General features: G+C 72.1%; 13 protein-coding genes. 10 read left to right on the top strand and 3 right to left on the bottom strand.

Features of this window, described 5'->3' with window-relative positions; all coding sequences use genetic code 11:
• Nucleotides 1-70 precede the first annotated feature (70 nt).
• Genes AC27LF_RS17860 through AC27LF_RS17850 form a run of 3 tightly spaced genes read right to left on the bottom strand, consistent with a single transcriptional unit; the run spans nt 71 to nt 3,787 of the window.
• Nucleotides 71-2,284, bottom strand: coding sequence for a xanthine dehydrogenase family protein molybdopterin-binding subunit (locus tag AC27LF_RS17860; RefSeq protein WP_479659513.1), 2,214 nt, complete (start codon nt 2,282-2,284; stop codon nt 71-73).
• The gene (locus AC27LF_RS17855) at nt 2,281-3,270 is read right to left on the bottom strand and encodes an FAD binding domain-containing protein (protein WP_479659512.1); all 990 of its coding nucleotides are present in this window, start codon (nt 3,268-3,270) and stop codon (nt 2,281-2,283) included. Before AC27LF_RS17855 ends, AC27LF_RS17860 begins: the two co-directional genes overlap by 4 nt.
• A complete protein-coding gene (locus tag AC27LF_RS17850; RefSeq protein ID WP_479659511.1) occupies nt 3,257-3,787 on the bottom strand; it encodes a (2Fe-2S)-binding protein in 531 nt (176 codons plus the stop codon). The genes AC27LF_RS17855 and AC27LF_RS17850 overlap by 14 nt, the downstream gene beginning before the upstream one ends.
• Nucleotides 3,788-4,053: 266 nt before the next feature.
• On the opposite strand from AC27LF_RS17850, the gene AC27LF_RS17845 reads away from it, so the two are divergent.
• The 10 genes from AC27LF_RS17845 to AC27LF_RS17800 all read left to right on the top strand — a co-directional run bounded on the left by AC27LF_RS17845 (nt 4,054) and on the right by AC27LF_RS17800 (nt 14,387).
• Nucleotides 4,054-4,179 (top strand): hypothetical protein, encoded by a 126-nt coding sequence (locus AC27LF_RS17845; protein ID WP_479664531.1) that lies wholly within the window; start codon nt 4,054-4,056, stop codon nt 4,177-4,179.
• Nucleotides 4,180-4,451: 272 nt separating this feature from the next.
• Entirely contained in the window at nt 4,452-5,630 is a 1,179-nt protein-coding gene (locus tag AC27LF_RS17840) for an NAD(P)/FAD-dependent oxidoreductase (RefSeq protein ID WP_479659510.1), read from the top strand.
• Nucleotides 5,627-5,917 (top strand): (2Fe-2S)-binding protein, encoded by a 291-nt coding sequence (locus AC27LF_RS17835; protein WP_479659509.1) that lies wholly within the window; start codon nt 5,627-5,629, stop codon nt 5,915-5,917. Before AC27LF_RS17840 ends, AC27LF_RS17835 begins: the two co-directional genes overlap by 4 nt.
• Nucleotides 5,904-7,322 (top strand): FAD-dependent oxidoreductase, encoded by a 1,419-nt coding sequence (locus AC27LF_RS17830; RefSeq protein WP_479659508.1) that lies wholly within the window; start codon nt 5,904-5,906, stop codon nt 7,320-7,322. The genes AC27LF_RS17835 and AC27LF_RS17830 overlap by 14 nt, the downstream gene beginning before the upstream one ends.
• 10 nt (nt 7,323-7,332) lie before the next feature.
• Nucleotides 7,333-8,262, top strand: coding sequence for a dihydrodipicolinate synthase family protein (locus AC27LF_RS17825; protein WP_479659507.1), 930 nt, complete (start codon nt 7,333-7,335; stop codon nt 8,260-8,262).
• A 1-nt stretch (nt 8,263) separates the two neighbouring features.
• A complete protein-coding gene (locus AC27LF_RS17820; RefSeq protein WP_479659506.1) occupies nt 8,264-9,265 on the top strand; it encodes a proline racemase family protein in 1,002 nt (333 codons plus the stop codon).
• Between the two features lie 9 nt (nt 9,266-9,274).
• Nucleotides 9,275-10,720 (top strand): aldehyde dehydrogenase (NADP(+)), encoded by a 1,446-nt coding sequence (locus AC27LF_RS17815; RefSeq protein WP_479659505.1) that lies wholly within the window; start codon nt 9,275-9,277, stop codon nt 10,718-10,720.
• Nucleotides 10,721-10,818: 98 nt separating this feature from the next.
• Complete coding sequence (locus AC27LF_RS17810) at nt 10,819-11,835, top strand: sugar ABC transporter substrate-binding protein (RefSeq protein ID WP_479659504.1); 1,017 nt, start codon at nt 10,819-10,821, stop codon at nt 11,833-11,835.
• Between the two features lie 6 nt (nt 11,836-11,841).
• A complete protein-coding gene (locus tag AC27LF_RS17805; RefSeq protein ID WP_479659503.1) occupies nt 11,842-13,389 on the top strand; it encodes a sugar ABC transporter ATP-binding protein in 1,548 nt (515 codons plus the stop codon).
• Nucleotides 13,386-14,387, top strand: coding sequence for an ABC transporter permease (locus tag AC27LF_RS17800; RefSeq protein ID WP_479659502.1), 1,002 nt, complete (start codon nt 13,386-13,388; stop codon nt 14,385-14,387). Before AC27LF_RS17805 ends, AC27LF_RS17800 begins: the two co-directional genes overlap by 4 nt.
• The last annotated feature ends 13 nt before the right edge of the window (nt 14,388-14,400 follow it).

Below are 14,400 nucleotides of genomic sequence, written 5' to 3'. Positions count from 1 at the left end.
GGAATCGACTACGGCCCTCGGTGTCCGCGCCGCTCACACCGGTGACGCGAGCGGGTCGCGACGGGTGGGGTCACAGGAGGGCGTCCAGCGTGATCGGGAGTTCGCGCACGCGCTTTCCGGTCGCGTGGTGCACGGCGTTGGCGATCGCGGGCGCGATACCCACAAGGCCCACCTCGCCGACGCCCTTGGTGCCGGTCGGGGTGGCGCGATCGGGCTCGCCGACGAAGACGACGTCAAGGTCCGGGACATCGGCGTTGACCGCGACCAGGTAGTCGCCGAACGTGCCGTTGGCGATGCGCCCGGTGCGCGGGTCGGTGACCGTGTTCTCGAACAGGGCCATGCCGATGCCGCCGACCGTCCCGCCGATGATCTGGCTGCGCGCCGTCTTCTCGTTGAGGATGCGGCCGCCGTCGATCACGGAGACCACCCGCGCGACCCGGATGAGACCGAGGTCCGCGTCGACCCGGACCTCCACGAACTTCGCGCCGTACGCGCCGGCGGGGGACATGCCCAGCTCGCCGTCGACCGGCGGGGTGCTGTGTCCGTTCGCCGTCAGCTCGGACAGCCCGTGCCGGGCCAGGATGTCCACGAACGACTCCCCGAGGTCCGCACGCCCCGCGGGGTGGATGCCCCCACCGCCGCACTCCACATCGGCCGGGCGGACACCCCGCAGGGGCGAGGCGGCGTCGGCCGAGGCGAGTTCGGCGAAGGAGCGCACCAGCCGTCGGCACGCGTCGTGCACGGCGTTGCCCAGTGCGCCGGTCAGGCCGGAACCGCCCGCCATCGGCGAGTCGGGCATGTCGGAGTCGCCCAGGTCGAAGCGGACCGTGTCCAGGGGCAGGCCCAGTTCCTCGGCGGCCAACTGGGCCATCACCGTGTAGGTACCGGTGCCGATGTCGGTCGCCGCGCTGCGTACCAGGGCGCTGCCGTCGCCGCGGACGGTGGCCTGCGCGGCACAGGGCTGCGCGAAATGAGGGAAGAGCGCGCCGGCCATGCCGTAGCCGACGAGCCAGTCGCCGTCGCGCATGGAACGCGGCTCGGGGTTCCGCTCGAACCAGCCGAAGCGCCGCGCGCCGACCTCGTAGCACTCCAGGAGCGCCTTGCCCGACCACGGCAGCCCGTTGCGCGGATCGACGTCGGTATGGTTGCGCACCCGCAGCTCCAGCGGGTCCGTGCCCAGCAGACAGGCCAGTTCGTCGAGCGCCGACTCCAGCGCGAAGTTGCCCTGCGCCTCGGCCGGTGCGCGCATCGACGTCGGGACGGCGATGTTGATCCGGGCCTGCCGGTCCCGGGTGGTGACATGCGGGCACCGGTAGGCGAAGGCGGTCGCCGCGGCGAAGGGCTCGTAGTCGTTGTCCTCCATGCTCAGGGAGGACAGGCTGCGGTGGTCGAGGGCGACCAGCTCGCCGTCGCGCCGGGCGCCGATCCGCAGCCACTGCACCCCGCTGGGCCGGTGCCCGACGGAGGTGAACATCTGCGGCCTGGTCAGGACCAGCTTGACCGGCCGCTTGAGCACCCGGGCCGCCATGGCGGTCAGGATCACATGCGGCCAGGCGCGCAGCCCGGCGCCGAAACCCCCGCCCACGTAGGGCACCAGGACCCGCACCGAACTCTCGGGGATGCCGAAGGCCATCGCCAGGCTTGCGCGCACCATCGACGGCCACTGGCTGGTGTCGTGCACGGTGAGGGTGTCGCCCTCCCACGCGGCCAGGGTGGCGAACAGCCCGAGCGGGTTGTTGGTGTTGTCCGCCGTGGTGTATTCGGCCCGCAGGGTCACGTCGGCGGACTCCAGTGCCGCGCCGGTGTCGCCGCGCGAGGTGTCCGTACCCCAGGGGTCGGTGAGCTGTTCGGCCCGCGGGTCCCGGAGGTCCAGCAGCGGCTCGGTGGCCTCGTAGTCGGCCCGTACCAGGCGTGCCGCCGCGCCGGCCTGCTCCGGGGTGTCGGCCACCACGAAGGCGATGTGCTGCCCGTGGTGGCGGATCCGGTCGTCCCGCAGCGGGGCGGGCGGCGACGCCCCGAGCACCGTCACCGGTCCCGTCCCCACCCGTGGCGCGTTCTCGTGGGTGAGGACGCCGATCACTCCGGGGGCACGCTCGGCGGCCTCGGTGTGCATGCGGACGATCCGGCCCGCGGCGATGGTGCTCTGCACCAGGGCGCCGTATGCCTGGCCGGGCACGCTGAAGTCCATCGGGTACGGGGCGGTGCCGGTGACCTTGCGCGGGCCGTCGACCCGGTCGACGCCCGCGCCGACCAGCGGCCTCCTCCTGCTCTCGACGGTGCTCATGCGGTCACTCCCGAAACTGTCTGCAACGCGCGCACCAGGGTGCGCCGGGCGAGCGGCACCTTGAACGCCGTGCCCGGGACGGTCCAGGCGTCGCGCAGAGTCGCCCCGGCGGCCTCCCGGAACGTGGCCGTCGTGGCGGACGCGCCGGTCAGCACGTGTTCGGCCTCGTGGGCCCGCCACGGTTTCGTGCCCACACCGCCGAGGCCGACCCGGGCCGCGGCGATCACGCCGTCCTCCACGACGAGCAGCACCGCGGCCGAGGCGAGGGCGAACTCGTACGACGCGCGGTCGCGGACCTTGAGGTAGCCCGACCGGGCGGACGGCGGCGGCAGCGGGATCTCCACCTCGGTGATCAGTTCGGCGTGCTCCAGGACGTTCTCGCGCTCAGGGCTGTCGTCGGCGGTCAGATAGAACTCCGTCAGCGGCACGGTGCGGGTCCGCGAGGGCCCCTGGATGTGCACGACGGCGTCGAGGGCCACCAGGGCGACGGCGAGGTCGGACGCGTGCAGCGCGATGCACCGCTCGCTCGCGCCGAGCACCGCGTGCATGCGTGCCGCGCCCCGCACCGCGGCGCAGCCGGTACCCGGCGTGCGTTTGTTGCATTCGGCGACGGTGGGGTCGCGGAAGTAGCGGCAGCGTGTGCGCTGCAGCAGATTGCCCCCGATGGTGGCCATGTTCCGCAGCTGCACCGAAGCGCCCCGCAGCAGGGACTCGCGCACCACGGGCAGCCGCGCGGCGACCGTGGCGTCGGCGGCCAGCTCCTCCATGGTGGTCAGGGCCCCCACATGGAGGGCATCTCCGCGGCGTTCGACGTCGTGCAGCGGGAGGCGGGTGATGTCGATCAGCCGCGGCGGCTTAAGGACCCCGTCCTTCATCAGGTCGAGCTGGGTGGTGCCGCCCGCCAGGCAGGACGCCGCCGGGTCCTGAGCCAGCAACCGCACCGCCTCACGGGTGTCGGTGGCCCGGACGTAGTCAAAGGTCCGCATCCTGGCCTCCTCGGGACGCCGCCTCGCGTATCGCCGCGACGATGTTGGGGTAGGCGCCGCACCGGCACAGATTGCCGCTCATGAACTCCCGGATCTCCGCGTCGGAGCCGGCCCGGCCCTCGGCGATCAGTGCCACCGCGGACATGATCTGGCCCGGCGTGCAGAAGCCGCACTGGAACCCGTCGTGCTCCATGAACGCCCGCTGCACCGGATGTGTCCCCTCGGCGCCTGAGACACCCTCGATGGTGGTGACGGCGCGGCCCTCGGCCTGGGCGGCCAGGGTCAGGCAGGCCAGTACCCGCCTGCCGTCCAGATGGACCGTGCACGCGCCGCAGGCGCCCTGGTCACAGCCCTTCTTCGTGCCCACGAGGCCCAGCCGGTCACGCAGCGCGTCCAGCAGGGTGACCCGGGTGTCCAGGCGCAGGGTGTGCGGGCGGCCGTTCACGGTGAGTGTCACGACCCGCTCGCAGATCGCAGGACGCTCGTCCACGTCCCGCTTGCTCGCCATGTCCGTCATCGCGTCCTCCTCAGGACGGGGGAGGGCACGGGACTCACGCCGCTCCTGGGACGGACCCAGCGAAGGCAAGGATGCGCCAATGCGGCATTTTGCCCATGTTCGTCCACTATAAGGGCGGTTCATCGTGAAGGCCCCACGCAAGCCGGCGGCCGAGCCGTGCCCGCGAAGGCACAGGGTGTCGCGCCGCCGCGGAGCGGACCGCACCCGGCGGGCGGGTCACCGTCCGCGCGGGCGGCAGGCTCTCCATGTCGCCCGGGGGTCCGGCCGTGACCATGCGGTCCAGGACCGGGTGGCGGGCGGGCGACCTCGTGCCGTTCACGCTGCGCTTCGAACGCAGCGGGGCGATCAAGACCGTCGCGGTGGTGGTCCGCCCGAGCGGACCGGCCTCCTGATCACACCGGCCGCGGGTCCGGGTGTGACCGGTGCCGCCGGCCGGCGGCGGGCCGTGCGCGCGGGCCGCCGCCGGCCGTGCTCCTCTGGCTGCCGCACGGCGCCTGACGTGGGTGTAGCACGGGACACAGTGACGGAGACGAGGAAACAGGGGGATCCTCAAACGTGCCGCGACCCTCTGTGCGGCGTCCCGGGCGAGACCCGCGGTGACGAGCACGTATTTTTCCACTGACGTATCTACCAATAGAACGTGGCATGTGACATGGTACTGCCCATGCAGAGCGCAGACGTCGTCATCGTGGGGGCCGGTATCGTCGGCGCCGCCGTAGCCCGGCGGCTGGCCCTGGGCGGGTTCCGGGTCACCGTGCTGGATCGTGGCGCCACCGCCGGAGGGACGTCGTCCAGCGGTGAGGGCAACATCCTCGTCTCCGACAAGGGCCCCGGTGCCGAACTCGACCTCGCGGTGCTCTCCGGCCGCCGCTGGGGCGGACTCGCCGCCGAGCTCTCCGCGGAGCTGGGCCCCAAGTTCCCCGATCTTGAGTTCGAGGCCAAGGGCGGCCTGGTGGTGGCGACGACCGCGACGGGCGCGGACGCGCTGGTCGCCTTCGCGTCCGCGCAACGCGTCGCGGGTGTCGACGCCCGCCCGGTGAGCGCCGCGGAGGCCGCCGAACTGGAGCCCGACCTCACACCGCACGTCGCCGCGGCCGTCCTGTATCCCGACGACGCCCAGGTGCAGCCGGCCGTCGCGACCGAGGCCCTGCTCGCGTCGGCTCGCCGGCACGGCGCACAGGTGCGCCAGGGTGTCACCGTCGTCGGCGGGATCGTCTCCAAAGGACGGATCGTCGGCGTGGAGACCACCGCCGGGACCTTCCCCGCCGAGCACACGGTCGTGGCCGCCGGACCCTGGTCGGGCGAGGTCGCCGGGAGCCTCGGCGTCCGGCTTCCGGTGCTGCCCAGACGGGGGACCGTGCTGGTCACCGCGAGGATGCCGCGCCGCATCCGGCACAAGGTGTACGACGCCGACTATGTCGGTGCCGTCGAGTCGGGGTCGGCCGCCCTGCAGACGTCCAGCGTCGTCGAGTCGACGGCGGCCGGGACCGTGCTCATCGGCTCGTCGCGGGAACGACGCGGCTTCGACGAGCGGATCGAGGCCGCGGTGGTCGGCGAACTGGCCGGCAAGGCCATGCTTCTCTTCCCTTTCCTGGCCGGCGTTCCGGTCATGCGGGCCTACGGCGGGTTCCGGCCGTATGTGCCCGATCACCTCCCGGTCATCGGACCCGATCCCCGCCTGCCCGGCCTGTGGCACGCGACCGGGCACGAGGGAGCGGGCATCGGGCTCGCGCCGGGTACGGCGGACCTGCTCGCGGCGCTGATGACCGGGACGGAACCCGAGATCCCGGCCGCCCCCTACGCCGTGACCCGTCCCACTCTGAAGGAGGAGACGACCGGATGAACACCCGCGTGACCGTGGACGGCGAACGGCTGCGCGCCACGCAAGGGCAGACCGTCGCCGGGCTGCTCATGTCGCGTGGCCGGGTCTCCTGGCGCACGACCGCCAAGAACGGCCGGCCGCGCGGCCTGTTCTGCGGCATCGGCGTCTGCTTCGACTGCCTGGTGACGGTGAACGGGCTCAGCGATGTGCGTGCCTGCCAGCGCCTGGTGGCCGACGGCGACGTCATCGAGACCGGGATGGCCGACGGCGATGTCGTCGAGACAGGGGTGGCCGATGAGACGCGTTGACGTGCTGGTGATCGGGGCCGGGCCGGCCGGTCTTGCCGCGGCCCGCGCCGCCCGGCGCGCCCACGCCCGGGTCGTGCTGCTCGACGCGTCCGCCGTCCTGGGCGGGCAGTTCTGGCGCCATCCGCCGGCCGGGAGCCTGGACGCTGGCAGCAACCCGCTCCAGCACAAGTGGGCCCGGTTCACCGCGCTGCGGCAGGCGCTGACGGACGATGCGGACTGCGAGATCCTGACCGGCGCACAGGTCTGGGCGGTGGACCGCCGTGACGGCCTGCCGCCTGTCGTGCACGCGCTGGTCGGCCCGGCCGACGGCGGTGATCGCCGGCGCCTGGTCTTCGAGCCACGCGCCCTCGTGCTCGCCACCGGCGCGCACGAGCGCACGCTGCCGTTCCCGGGCTGGGACCTGCCGGGTGTCTACACGGCCGGCGCGGCACAGGCGATGGCCAAGGGCGAGGGCGTCGCCGTCGGCAAGCGCGTGCTGGTCGCGGGCACCGGCCCGTTCCTGCTTCCGGTCGCCGCCGGCCTGATGCACGTGGGCGCGACCGTGGTCGGTGTCGTGGAGGCGAGCGGCTGGGGGCGGATCGCCCGGGGCTGGCTGTCGCACCCGCACCGGATGAGACCGCGGGACCTGATGCCCAAGTCGGCCGAACTCGGCGGGTACGTCCGTCAGTTGGCCGCACAGCGGGTGCCCTTCCGTACCGGCGCGGCAGTGCTGGCCGCGCACGGCGAGGACCGGGTGAGGGCGGTCACCGTGGCCCGCGTCGCCGACGACTGGCGGCCGCTCGCGGGCACCGAGCACCGCGTCGAGGTCGACGCGGTGTGCGTCGGCCACGGTTTCGTGCCGCGTACGGAGATCGCCATCTCCGCCGGCTGTGCGCTCGCCGAGGGCGGAAGCGTGCGCGTCGACGACGAGCAGCGCACCTCGGTGCCCGGCGTCTACGCGGCCGGCGAGATCACCGGTATCGGCGGCGCCGATCTGGCCCTCGCCGAGGGCGATGCGGCCGGCCGGGCCGCGGCGGGCCGGGCCGCAGGCAGCGCCGAGGTGGCCCGGCACCGTGCCTTCGCCGACCGTATGCACCGCGCGCACGGCATCCGGCCCGGCTGGAAGACCTGGGTCGACGACGGCACGATCGTGTGCCGCTGCGAGGAAGTGACCGCCGGGGAGCTGCGCGCCGCGCTCAGCGCGACCGGGACATGCGGCCTGCGTTCCCTCAAGCTCAGCTCGCGCGCCGGTCTCGGCAGCTGCCAGGGCCGCACCTGCGGCCGGAACGTCGAGGACCTTCTCCCGGGCGCTCCGCTGGATCCGGGACGCATGGCCAAACGCCCGATCGTCGTCCCGGTCCGGCTCGGCGAGATCGCCACGCCCCCTGAACGACACGACCCCCTGAACACGTCCCCCACCGAATGAGAGGCAGACCATGACCAGCAAGCGATTCGATCTCGGCGGTGTCATCGTCGCGACGGCGCTGCCCTACAAGCCGGACAGCTCCGCCCCCGCAGGGCTCGCCGTCGACTACGACCGCTACGCCGAGCACTGCGACTGGCTGATCGCCAACGGCTGCCGTGGCGTCGGGCCGAACGGCTCGCTCGGCGAGTACTCGTCGCTGACCGACGAGGAGCGGCGCCGTGTGGTGCAGGTGGCCGTCGAGGCGGTGGGCGGGCGCGGCCTGGTGGTGGCCGGCGTGCACGGCGCGGGCTGGCACCAGGCCAAGCACTGGGCCGAGCTGGCCAAGGCGGACGGCGCCGACGGTGTGCTCGCCCTGCCGCCCACGCTCTACCGGGCCAGCGACGAGCAGGTGGTCGACCATTACCAGCACATCGCCGAGGCCGGCCTGCCCATGATGATCTACAACAACCCGTTCGACACCAAGGTCGACCTTGCGCCGCGGCTGGTCGCACAGCTCGCGGAGATCGAAGAGGTGGTGGCGATCAAGGAGTTCAGCGGGGACGTCCGGCGGGCCTTCGAGATCCGCGAGCTGTGCGACATCGACGTCATCGCGGGCGCCGACGACGTGCTGTTCGAGCTGATGGTGGACGGCGCGGTCGGCTGGTTCGCCGGTTTCCCCAACACGTTTCCCGCCGAGTCCGTCGCGATCTACGAGCACATGGCGGCCGGCCGGTACGAGCAGGCCCGTGAGCTGTACAAGCAGCTGGTCGCGGTGTTCCGCTGGGACTCGCGGACCGAGTTCGTGCAGGCCATCAAGCTGGGCATGGACATGGTCGGCCGCTACGGCGGTCCGTGCCGTCCGCCGCGGGGGCCGCTCACCCCGGCTCACGAGAAGCAGGTGCGCGCCGACATGGAACGCGCCATCTCCGGGGTCGCCGCGCTGTCCGCGGAAGCGGTCTGACATGCGGGCCAAGCGGCTGTTCTCGGCGGTCGATTCGCACACCGAGGGAATGCCCACCCGGGTGGTCACCGGCGGGATGGGCGTGATCCCCGGCGCGACGATGAACGAGCGCCGGCTGTACTTCATGGAGCATCTGGACGATGTGCGCCGGCTGTTGATGAACGAGCCACGCGGGCACGCCGCGATGAGCGGGGCGATCCTTCAGCCGCCGACCCGGCCGGACGCCGATTTCGGTGTGCTGTTCATCGAGGTGTCCGGCTGTCTGCCGATGTGCGGTCACGGAACGATCGGGGTGGCCACGGTGCTGGTCGAGACCGGCATGGTCCCGGTCAGCGAGCCGGTCACCACCGTACGGCTGGACACCCCGGCCGGGCTGGTGGTGGCGACGGTCCAGGTCAGCGACGGTCACGCCGACGCGGTGACGCTTCAGAACGTGCCGGCGTACAGCGACCGGCTGGACGCGGAGATCGAGGTGCCGGGGCTCGGGCGGGTGCCGTACAGCCTGGCCTTCGGCGGCAACTTCTACGCGATGGTCGACCTGGACGCGGTCGGGCTGCCCTTCGACCGGGCCCACAAGAACGAGATCATCACCGCGGGGCTGGCCATCATGGAGGCGATCAACACCCAGGCGCCGCCGAAGCACCCGGAGATCGCCGGCCTGGACCACTGCCACCACGTGGAGTTCATCGCACCCGGCTCGACGGCAAGTCACTCCCGGCACGCGATGGCGATCTTCCCCGGCTGGTTCGACCGGTCACCGTGCGGCACGGGAACCTCGGCGCGCATGGCCGAGCTGTGGGCCCGCGGGGAACTGGAGATCGGTGCCGACTTCGTCAACGAGTCGTTCATCGGCAGCCGGTTCACCGGGCGGCTGGTCGCTCAGACGACGGTGGGCCCGCACGCCGCCGTCGTGCCGACCATCACCGGCCGCGCCTGGGTCACCGGGCTCGGGCAGTACCTGCTGGATCCCTTGGACCCGTATCCGGCCGGCTTCGAGTTCTGAGGACGACACATGGACCTGACCGAGACCCCGCCCGCCGAGCGGGCGGCCGTGCTCAACGCGATCGGGGACGAGCTGACCGCCGCGGCAGGGGAGTTGATACCGCAGGCCATGGCCGAGACCGGGCTGGCCGAGGCACGGCTGTCCGCAGAGCTGAAACGCACGGTCGTACAGCTGCGGATGTTCGCCGACGTCTGCGCCGAGGGCGACTTCCTCGACGTGCGGATCGACGAGGCCGACCCGGACTTCGTCCTCGGCCCCCGTCCCGATCTGCGGCGGTTCAACCTGCCGGTGGGCCCGGTGCTGGTGTTCGCCGCGAGCAACTTCCCGTTCGCGTTCTCGGTCGCCGGCGGTGACACGGCGTCCGCGCTGGCCGCCGGCTGCCCGGTGATCCTCAAGGCGCACCCCGGCCATCCGCGCCTTTCCGCGCTGACCGCCGAGAAGGTGCGGTCCGCGCTGGTCAAGGCCGGCCGGCCCGCGGACACCTTCGAGGTGGTCTACGACCAGGACGCCGCGGTAGAGCTGCTGCGCGACGACCGGATCGCCGCGGCGGCGTTCACCGGCTCGTTCAAGGCGGGCCGCCTGCTCGCGGGGATCGCCGCCGCGCGCGAGCGCCCGATCCCGTTCTACGGCGAGCTGGGCAGCGTGAACCCGGTGGTGGTGACGCCGGGCGCGCTGGCCGAACGGGCCGACGCGATCGCGTCCGGCTTCGTGGCCGCCGTGTCCGGCTCGGCCGGGCAGCTGTGCACCAAGCCCGGCTTCCTGTTCCTGCCGCAGGACCATGGCCTCGCCCGGGAACTCGGCGCGGCGGCCAAGGCGGTGCCGGGCCATCCGCTGCTGCATGAGGGCATAGCCGCCGCCTACACCGCGCGCAGGGCCGCCGTGCTCGCCGCCCCGGGTGTGTCCGTGCTGGCCGAGGGGTCCGTCGAGGCCGGCCCGGACGGCTGGAGCCGGGCCGCGCCGACCCTGGTGGAGGTGGACCTGGACGATCTGCTCGCACAGCGCGGCGCGCTGCTGGACGAGGCGTTCGGACCACTGTCCATCGTGGTGCGCTACGACCCGGACCGGCCCGAGGCACTGCTGGACGCCCTCGCCGAACTGTTCCCCGGCGCGCTGACGGCCACCGTGCACCGCGGCGCCGGGGAGCACCACGACTGGCTGCGCAGGCTCGTCGCGGTGCTGAGGGAACGCGTGGGCCGGCTGCTGTTCGACGGCTGGCCGACGGGTGTCGCGGTGACGCCCGCGATGCAGCACGGGGGTCCTTATCCGGCCACCACGGCCCCCGCGACGACCTCGGTCGGTACGGCCGCGATCCAGCGCTTCCTACGCCCGGTGACCTTCCAGAACTGTCCGCCCGAGCTGCTGCCCGCGGCCCTGCGCGACGACAACCCCTGGCGTGTTCCCCAGCACCGTGCCGTCGCAGGCGCATCGCTGAACTGGGGAAACCACTCCACCTGAGCCGGTTGGCCGAAACAGAGTTGTTACTGTCGGCCTCTTTCCCGATGAGTGCGGTGTGACATATTACTACGCCATAGCAATCAACCGGAGGCTCTCCTATGAACAGTTTGCGCATCTCCGGCACTGTGGCCCTGACCGCCACCGCCCTCCTGCTCACCGCCTGCGGAGCCGCCGACTCGGTCGGCTCCGACGGCGGCACCCTCAAGGTCGCCGTGCTCGCGGCCTCCAGCCAGAACGGGTACAACCAAGCCGTCTACAAGGGCGTCCAGCAGGCCGCCGCCGCATCGGGCAAGAAGATCAGCCTGAAACTCCTCGACGGCCAGTTCGACTCGAACACCCAGCTCTCGCAGCTCCAGAACGTCTCCAGCACCGGCAACTACGACGGCGTCGTCGTCGTACCCAACGACGGCGTCGGCCTCGCGGCCGCGTTCCCGCTGTCCCGGAAGATCCCCGTCGCGACGGTGCTCAACCCCGTCGGACCGGACATCAACACGATGGAACCCCAGGTCGACGGCGTGGTCACCACCGTCGGCGTGCCGCCCACCACGGCCGCGGAGAAGCAGGCCGAGGGCGTGGTCGGCTACTGCGCCCGCATCAACCCCTGCAAGGTCGTGCTGCTGGTCGGCAATCTGTCGACCCCGCTCGACGTGGCCCGCCGCGACGCCTACAAGAAGGTCCTCGACCCGCACTCCAACATCAAGGTGGTCAGCACGGTCGAGGGCCAGTACGACCGGGACACCTCGCTCAAGGCCATCAGCAACGTGCTCCAGGCCCACAAGGACGTCAACGTCATCCTGTCCAACGCCGACCAGGAGGCCGCCGGCGCCCAGATCGCCCTGCAGAACGCGGGCATCAAGCCGAGCAGCATCTACCTGACCGGCGCCGGCGGCACCAAGGACGCCGTGGCCGCCGTCCGCGCCGGCACCTGGAAGGCGGCCTACGTCAACTTCCCGGTGAGCATGGGCAAGGCCGCGATGGAGCAGCTGATCAAGGCCATGAACGGGGGCACGGCGAAGGCCGTCGTCAACGCGGACGACGTCGGCGCGACCGAGCCGTACGCGACCAAGGAGACGCTGTCCAAGACCCCGGACTTCACCGGCGAGTGGAACGGCTGAGCGGCGATGGCCACCGCCCAGCCGGTCATCGAGCTCACCGGCATCACGAAGCGATTCGGCGGAACAGTGGCCCTGGACGACGTCGACCTGGCGGTGCACGCGGGCAGCGTGCACGCCCTGGTCGGGGAGAACGGGGCAGGGAAGTCCACCCTCGGCAAGATCGCGGCCGGCGTCTACACGCCCGATACGGGGCGCATCCGCGTCGACGGGCAGCCGGTCGGGCGCTGGGACACGGTACGGGCACAGCGCCGCGGGATCGTGATGATCGCGCAGGAGCTGTCGCTCGTACCGGACCTGACGGTGGCACAGAACGTGTTCCTCGGCATCGAGCAGAGCAGGTTCGGCGTCCTGCGCCGCGACCGGGGCCGCCGGTTCGCCGCCCTCGACGAGGTCGCGGGGTTCGGCCTCGACCCGGACGCACGGGTGGGCGACCTGCGCATCGCCGACCAGCAGAAGGTGGAGATCCTGCGCGCCCTGGCCCGGCAGGCCAAGGTGATCGTCATGGACGAGCCGACCTCGTCGCTGACCGCGCACGAGACCCAGCGGCTGCACGAGGTGATCCGCCTGCTCACGAGGCAGGGACGGGCGGTCGTCTATGTGTCGCATTTCCTCGACGCGGTGCTCGAAGTCAGCGACACCGTCACGGTGATGCGTGACGGCCGCAGGATCCGCACCGCGCCCGCGGCGGACCAGACCAAGGCGTCCCTCGTGGAGGCGATGCTCGGCCGCGAACTCGCCGTCTCCTTCCCGCCGCTGCCGCCCGCGCCCCACCGGGACGTCGAACCGCTGCTCACGGTGGAGGCACTGGCCAGCGAAGGGGGTGTGAAGCGGGCCTCGTTCGAGGTACGGCCGGGCGAGATCGTCGGGCTGCTGGGGCTGGTCGGCTCCGGGCGCACCGAGATCGCCCGCGCCCTGATCGGCGCGGACCGGGTCACCTCGGGACGCGTCACGCTGGCCGGCCGCACACTCGGCCGGACGACCCCGCGGCACAGCCGCGACGCCGGCCTGGTGCTGGTCCCCGAGGACCGGCACGGGCAGGGCCTCGTCCTGCAGCGCAGCGTCACCGAGAACATGACGCTCGCCTCGCTGGGCCGCTTCTCCCGGCTCGGCGTGATCGACCGGCGGGCGGTCGGCCGACAGGTCGACGAGCTGGTCCGCCGCCTGGAGCTGCGCCCGGCCAGGCCGGAGCTGCCGGTACAGAGCTTCTCCGGCGGCAACCAGCAGAAGGCGCTGATCGCCAAGTGGCTGGTCGGCGACCCGAAGCTGGTGATCCTCGACGAGCCGACCCGCGGCGTCGACGTCGGCGCGAAGCTCGCCATCTACGAACTCATCGCCGATCTGGCGGCCCGCGGCATCGGAGTGCTGCTGATCTCCTCGGAACACGAGGAAGTGCTCGGTCTCGCCCACCGAGCCCATCTGGTCAGCCGCGGCGAGGTGCTCGACGAGGTGGACCCACGCGGCCTGGCCGTCGAAGACGTCCTCCGGCGGCTGTTCGACGTCGCCGACACGGCCGGTACCGGCGAAGCAGGAAAGGCAAAGGAGTCCGTCCAATGACCGCCACCGAAACCGCGCCCGAGGCCGGCGCGGGTGCCGCCCTGCGCGGCGGCACCCCGATCGGCCCGCGCGTCATCGCCTTCGCCCGGGACTACGCCGCGCTGATCCTGCTGGTCGCGATCTTCGTGACGCTGTCGATCATCTCGTCGTCGTTCCTGTCCTTCACCAACGTCATGAACATCCTCAACCAGAACGCGCCGCTCGCGATCATCGCCGTGGCCGGCACGTTCGTCATCGTCTCGGGGGCGTTCGACCTGTCCACGGCGGCGATGTACGCGGTGGCCAGCGTGGTCGCCGCGTCGATCGCCACATCGGCGGGCAGCACGACGCTGGCCCTGCTCTCCGCGCCGGTGCTCGGCCTCGTGATGGGCGCGCTCAACGGGCTCGCCGTGACCCGGCTCAAGGTGCACTCGTTCCTCGCCACACTCGCCTCCAGCCTCGTCTACAAGGCCATCGCCGTGCTGGTCACCGGCGGCTCGCTGATCACCGTGACCACGAGCGGCTTCTCCGATCTCGGGCGCGGCCAGGTCGCCGGGATCTTCTACTCGGTGCTCATCCTGCTGGCCGTCTTCGCCCTCGCGTGGCTGCTGCTCAACGGCACCGTCTTCGGCCGGCACGTGTTCGCCGTCGGCGGCAACTCGGACGCGGCCCATCTCTCCGGCGTGCGCGTGGACCGGGTCAAGGTCATCGTGTTCGCGCTCAGCGGCCTGGCCGCCGGCACCGCCGCCGCGATCGGCGTCTCCCGCCTCGCGTCCGGTCAGCCGCAGGCCGGCAGCGGCCTCGAACTGCAGGCCATCGCGGCGATCATCCTCGGCGGCACCAGCATCTACGGAGGTGTCGGCGCGGTCTGGCGCTCGCTCGTCGGTGTCTACCTGATCGCCCTGATCGGCAACGGCTTCGACATCCTCAACGTCAATCCGCAGATGAAAGACCTGGTCACGGGCGTCATCATCCTCGCCGCTGTGGCGCTCGCCGCCGCCGACCGCCGTCGGCGCTGACCGGTCCCCCGAA

Source organism: Streptomyces diversicolor (assembly GCF_057537855.1).
This window is presented reverse-complemented; position numbering and strand designations above follow the sequence as displayed.

Excerpts from the sequence above, each read along its gene's own strand:
- AC27LF_RS17835 (WP_479659509.1), top strand. The coding sequence starts at position 5,627 with ATGAACACCCGCGTGACCGTGGACGGCGAACGGCTGCGCGCCACGCAA.
- AC27LF_RS17840 (WP_479659510.1), top strand. The coding sequence starts at position 4,452 with ATGCAGAGCGCAGACGTCGTCATCGTGGGGGCCGGTATCGTCGGCGCC.
- AC27LF_RS17810 (WP_479659504.1), top strand. The coding sequence starts at position 10,819 with ATGAACAGTTTGCGCATCTCCGGCACTGTGGCCCTGACCGCCACCGCC.
- AC27LF_RS17825 (WP_479659507.1), top strand. The coding sequence starts at position 7,333 with ATGACCAGCAAGCGATTCGATCTCGGCGGTGTCATCGTCGCGACGGCG.
- AC27LF_RS17815 (WP_479659505.1), top strand. The coding sequence starts at position 9,275 with ATGGACCTGACCGAGACCCCGCCCGCCGAGCGGGCGGCCGTGCTCAAC.
- AC27LF_RS17855 (WP_479659512.1), bottom strand. The coding sequence starts at position 3,270 with ATGCGGACCTTTGACTACGTCCGGGCCACCGACACCCGTGAGGCGGTG.
- AC27LF_RS17860 (WP_479659513.1), bottom strand. The coding sequence starts at position 2,284 with ATGAGCACCGTCGAGAGCAGGAGGAGGCCGCTGGTCGGCGCGGGCGTC.
- AC27LF_RS17805 (WP_479659503.1), top strand. The coding sequence starts at position 11,842 with ATGGCCACCGCCCAGCCGGTCATCGAGCTCACCGGCATCACGAAGCGA.
- AC27LF_RS17850 (WP_479659511.1), bottom strand. The coding sequence starts at position 3,787 with ATGACGGACATGGCGAGCAAGCGGGACGTGGACGAGCGTCCTGCGATC.
- AC27LF_RS17800 (WP_479659502.1), top strand. The coding sequence starts at position 13,386 with ATGACCGCCACCGAAACCGCGCCCGAGGCCGGCGCGGGTGCCGCCCTG.
- AC27LF_RS17820 (WP_479659506.1), top strand. The coding sequence starts at position 8,264 with ATGCGGGCCAAGCGGCTGTTCTCGGCGGTCGATTCGCACACCGAGGGA.
- AC27LF_RS17830 (WP_479659508.1), top strand. The coding sequence starts at position 5,904 with ATGAGACGCGTTGACGTGCTGGTGATCGGGGCCGGGCCGGCCGGTCTT.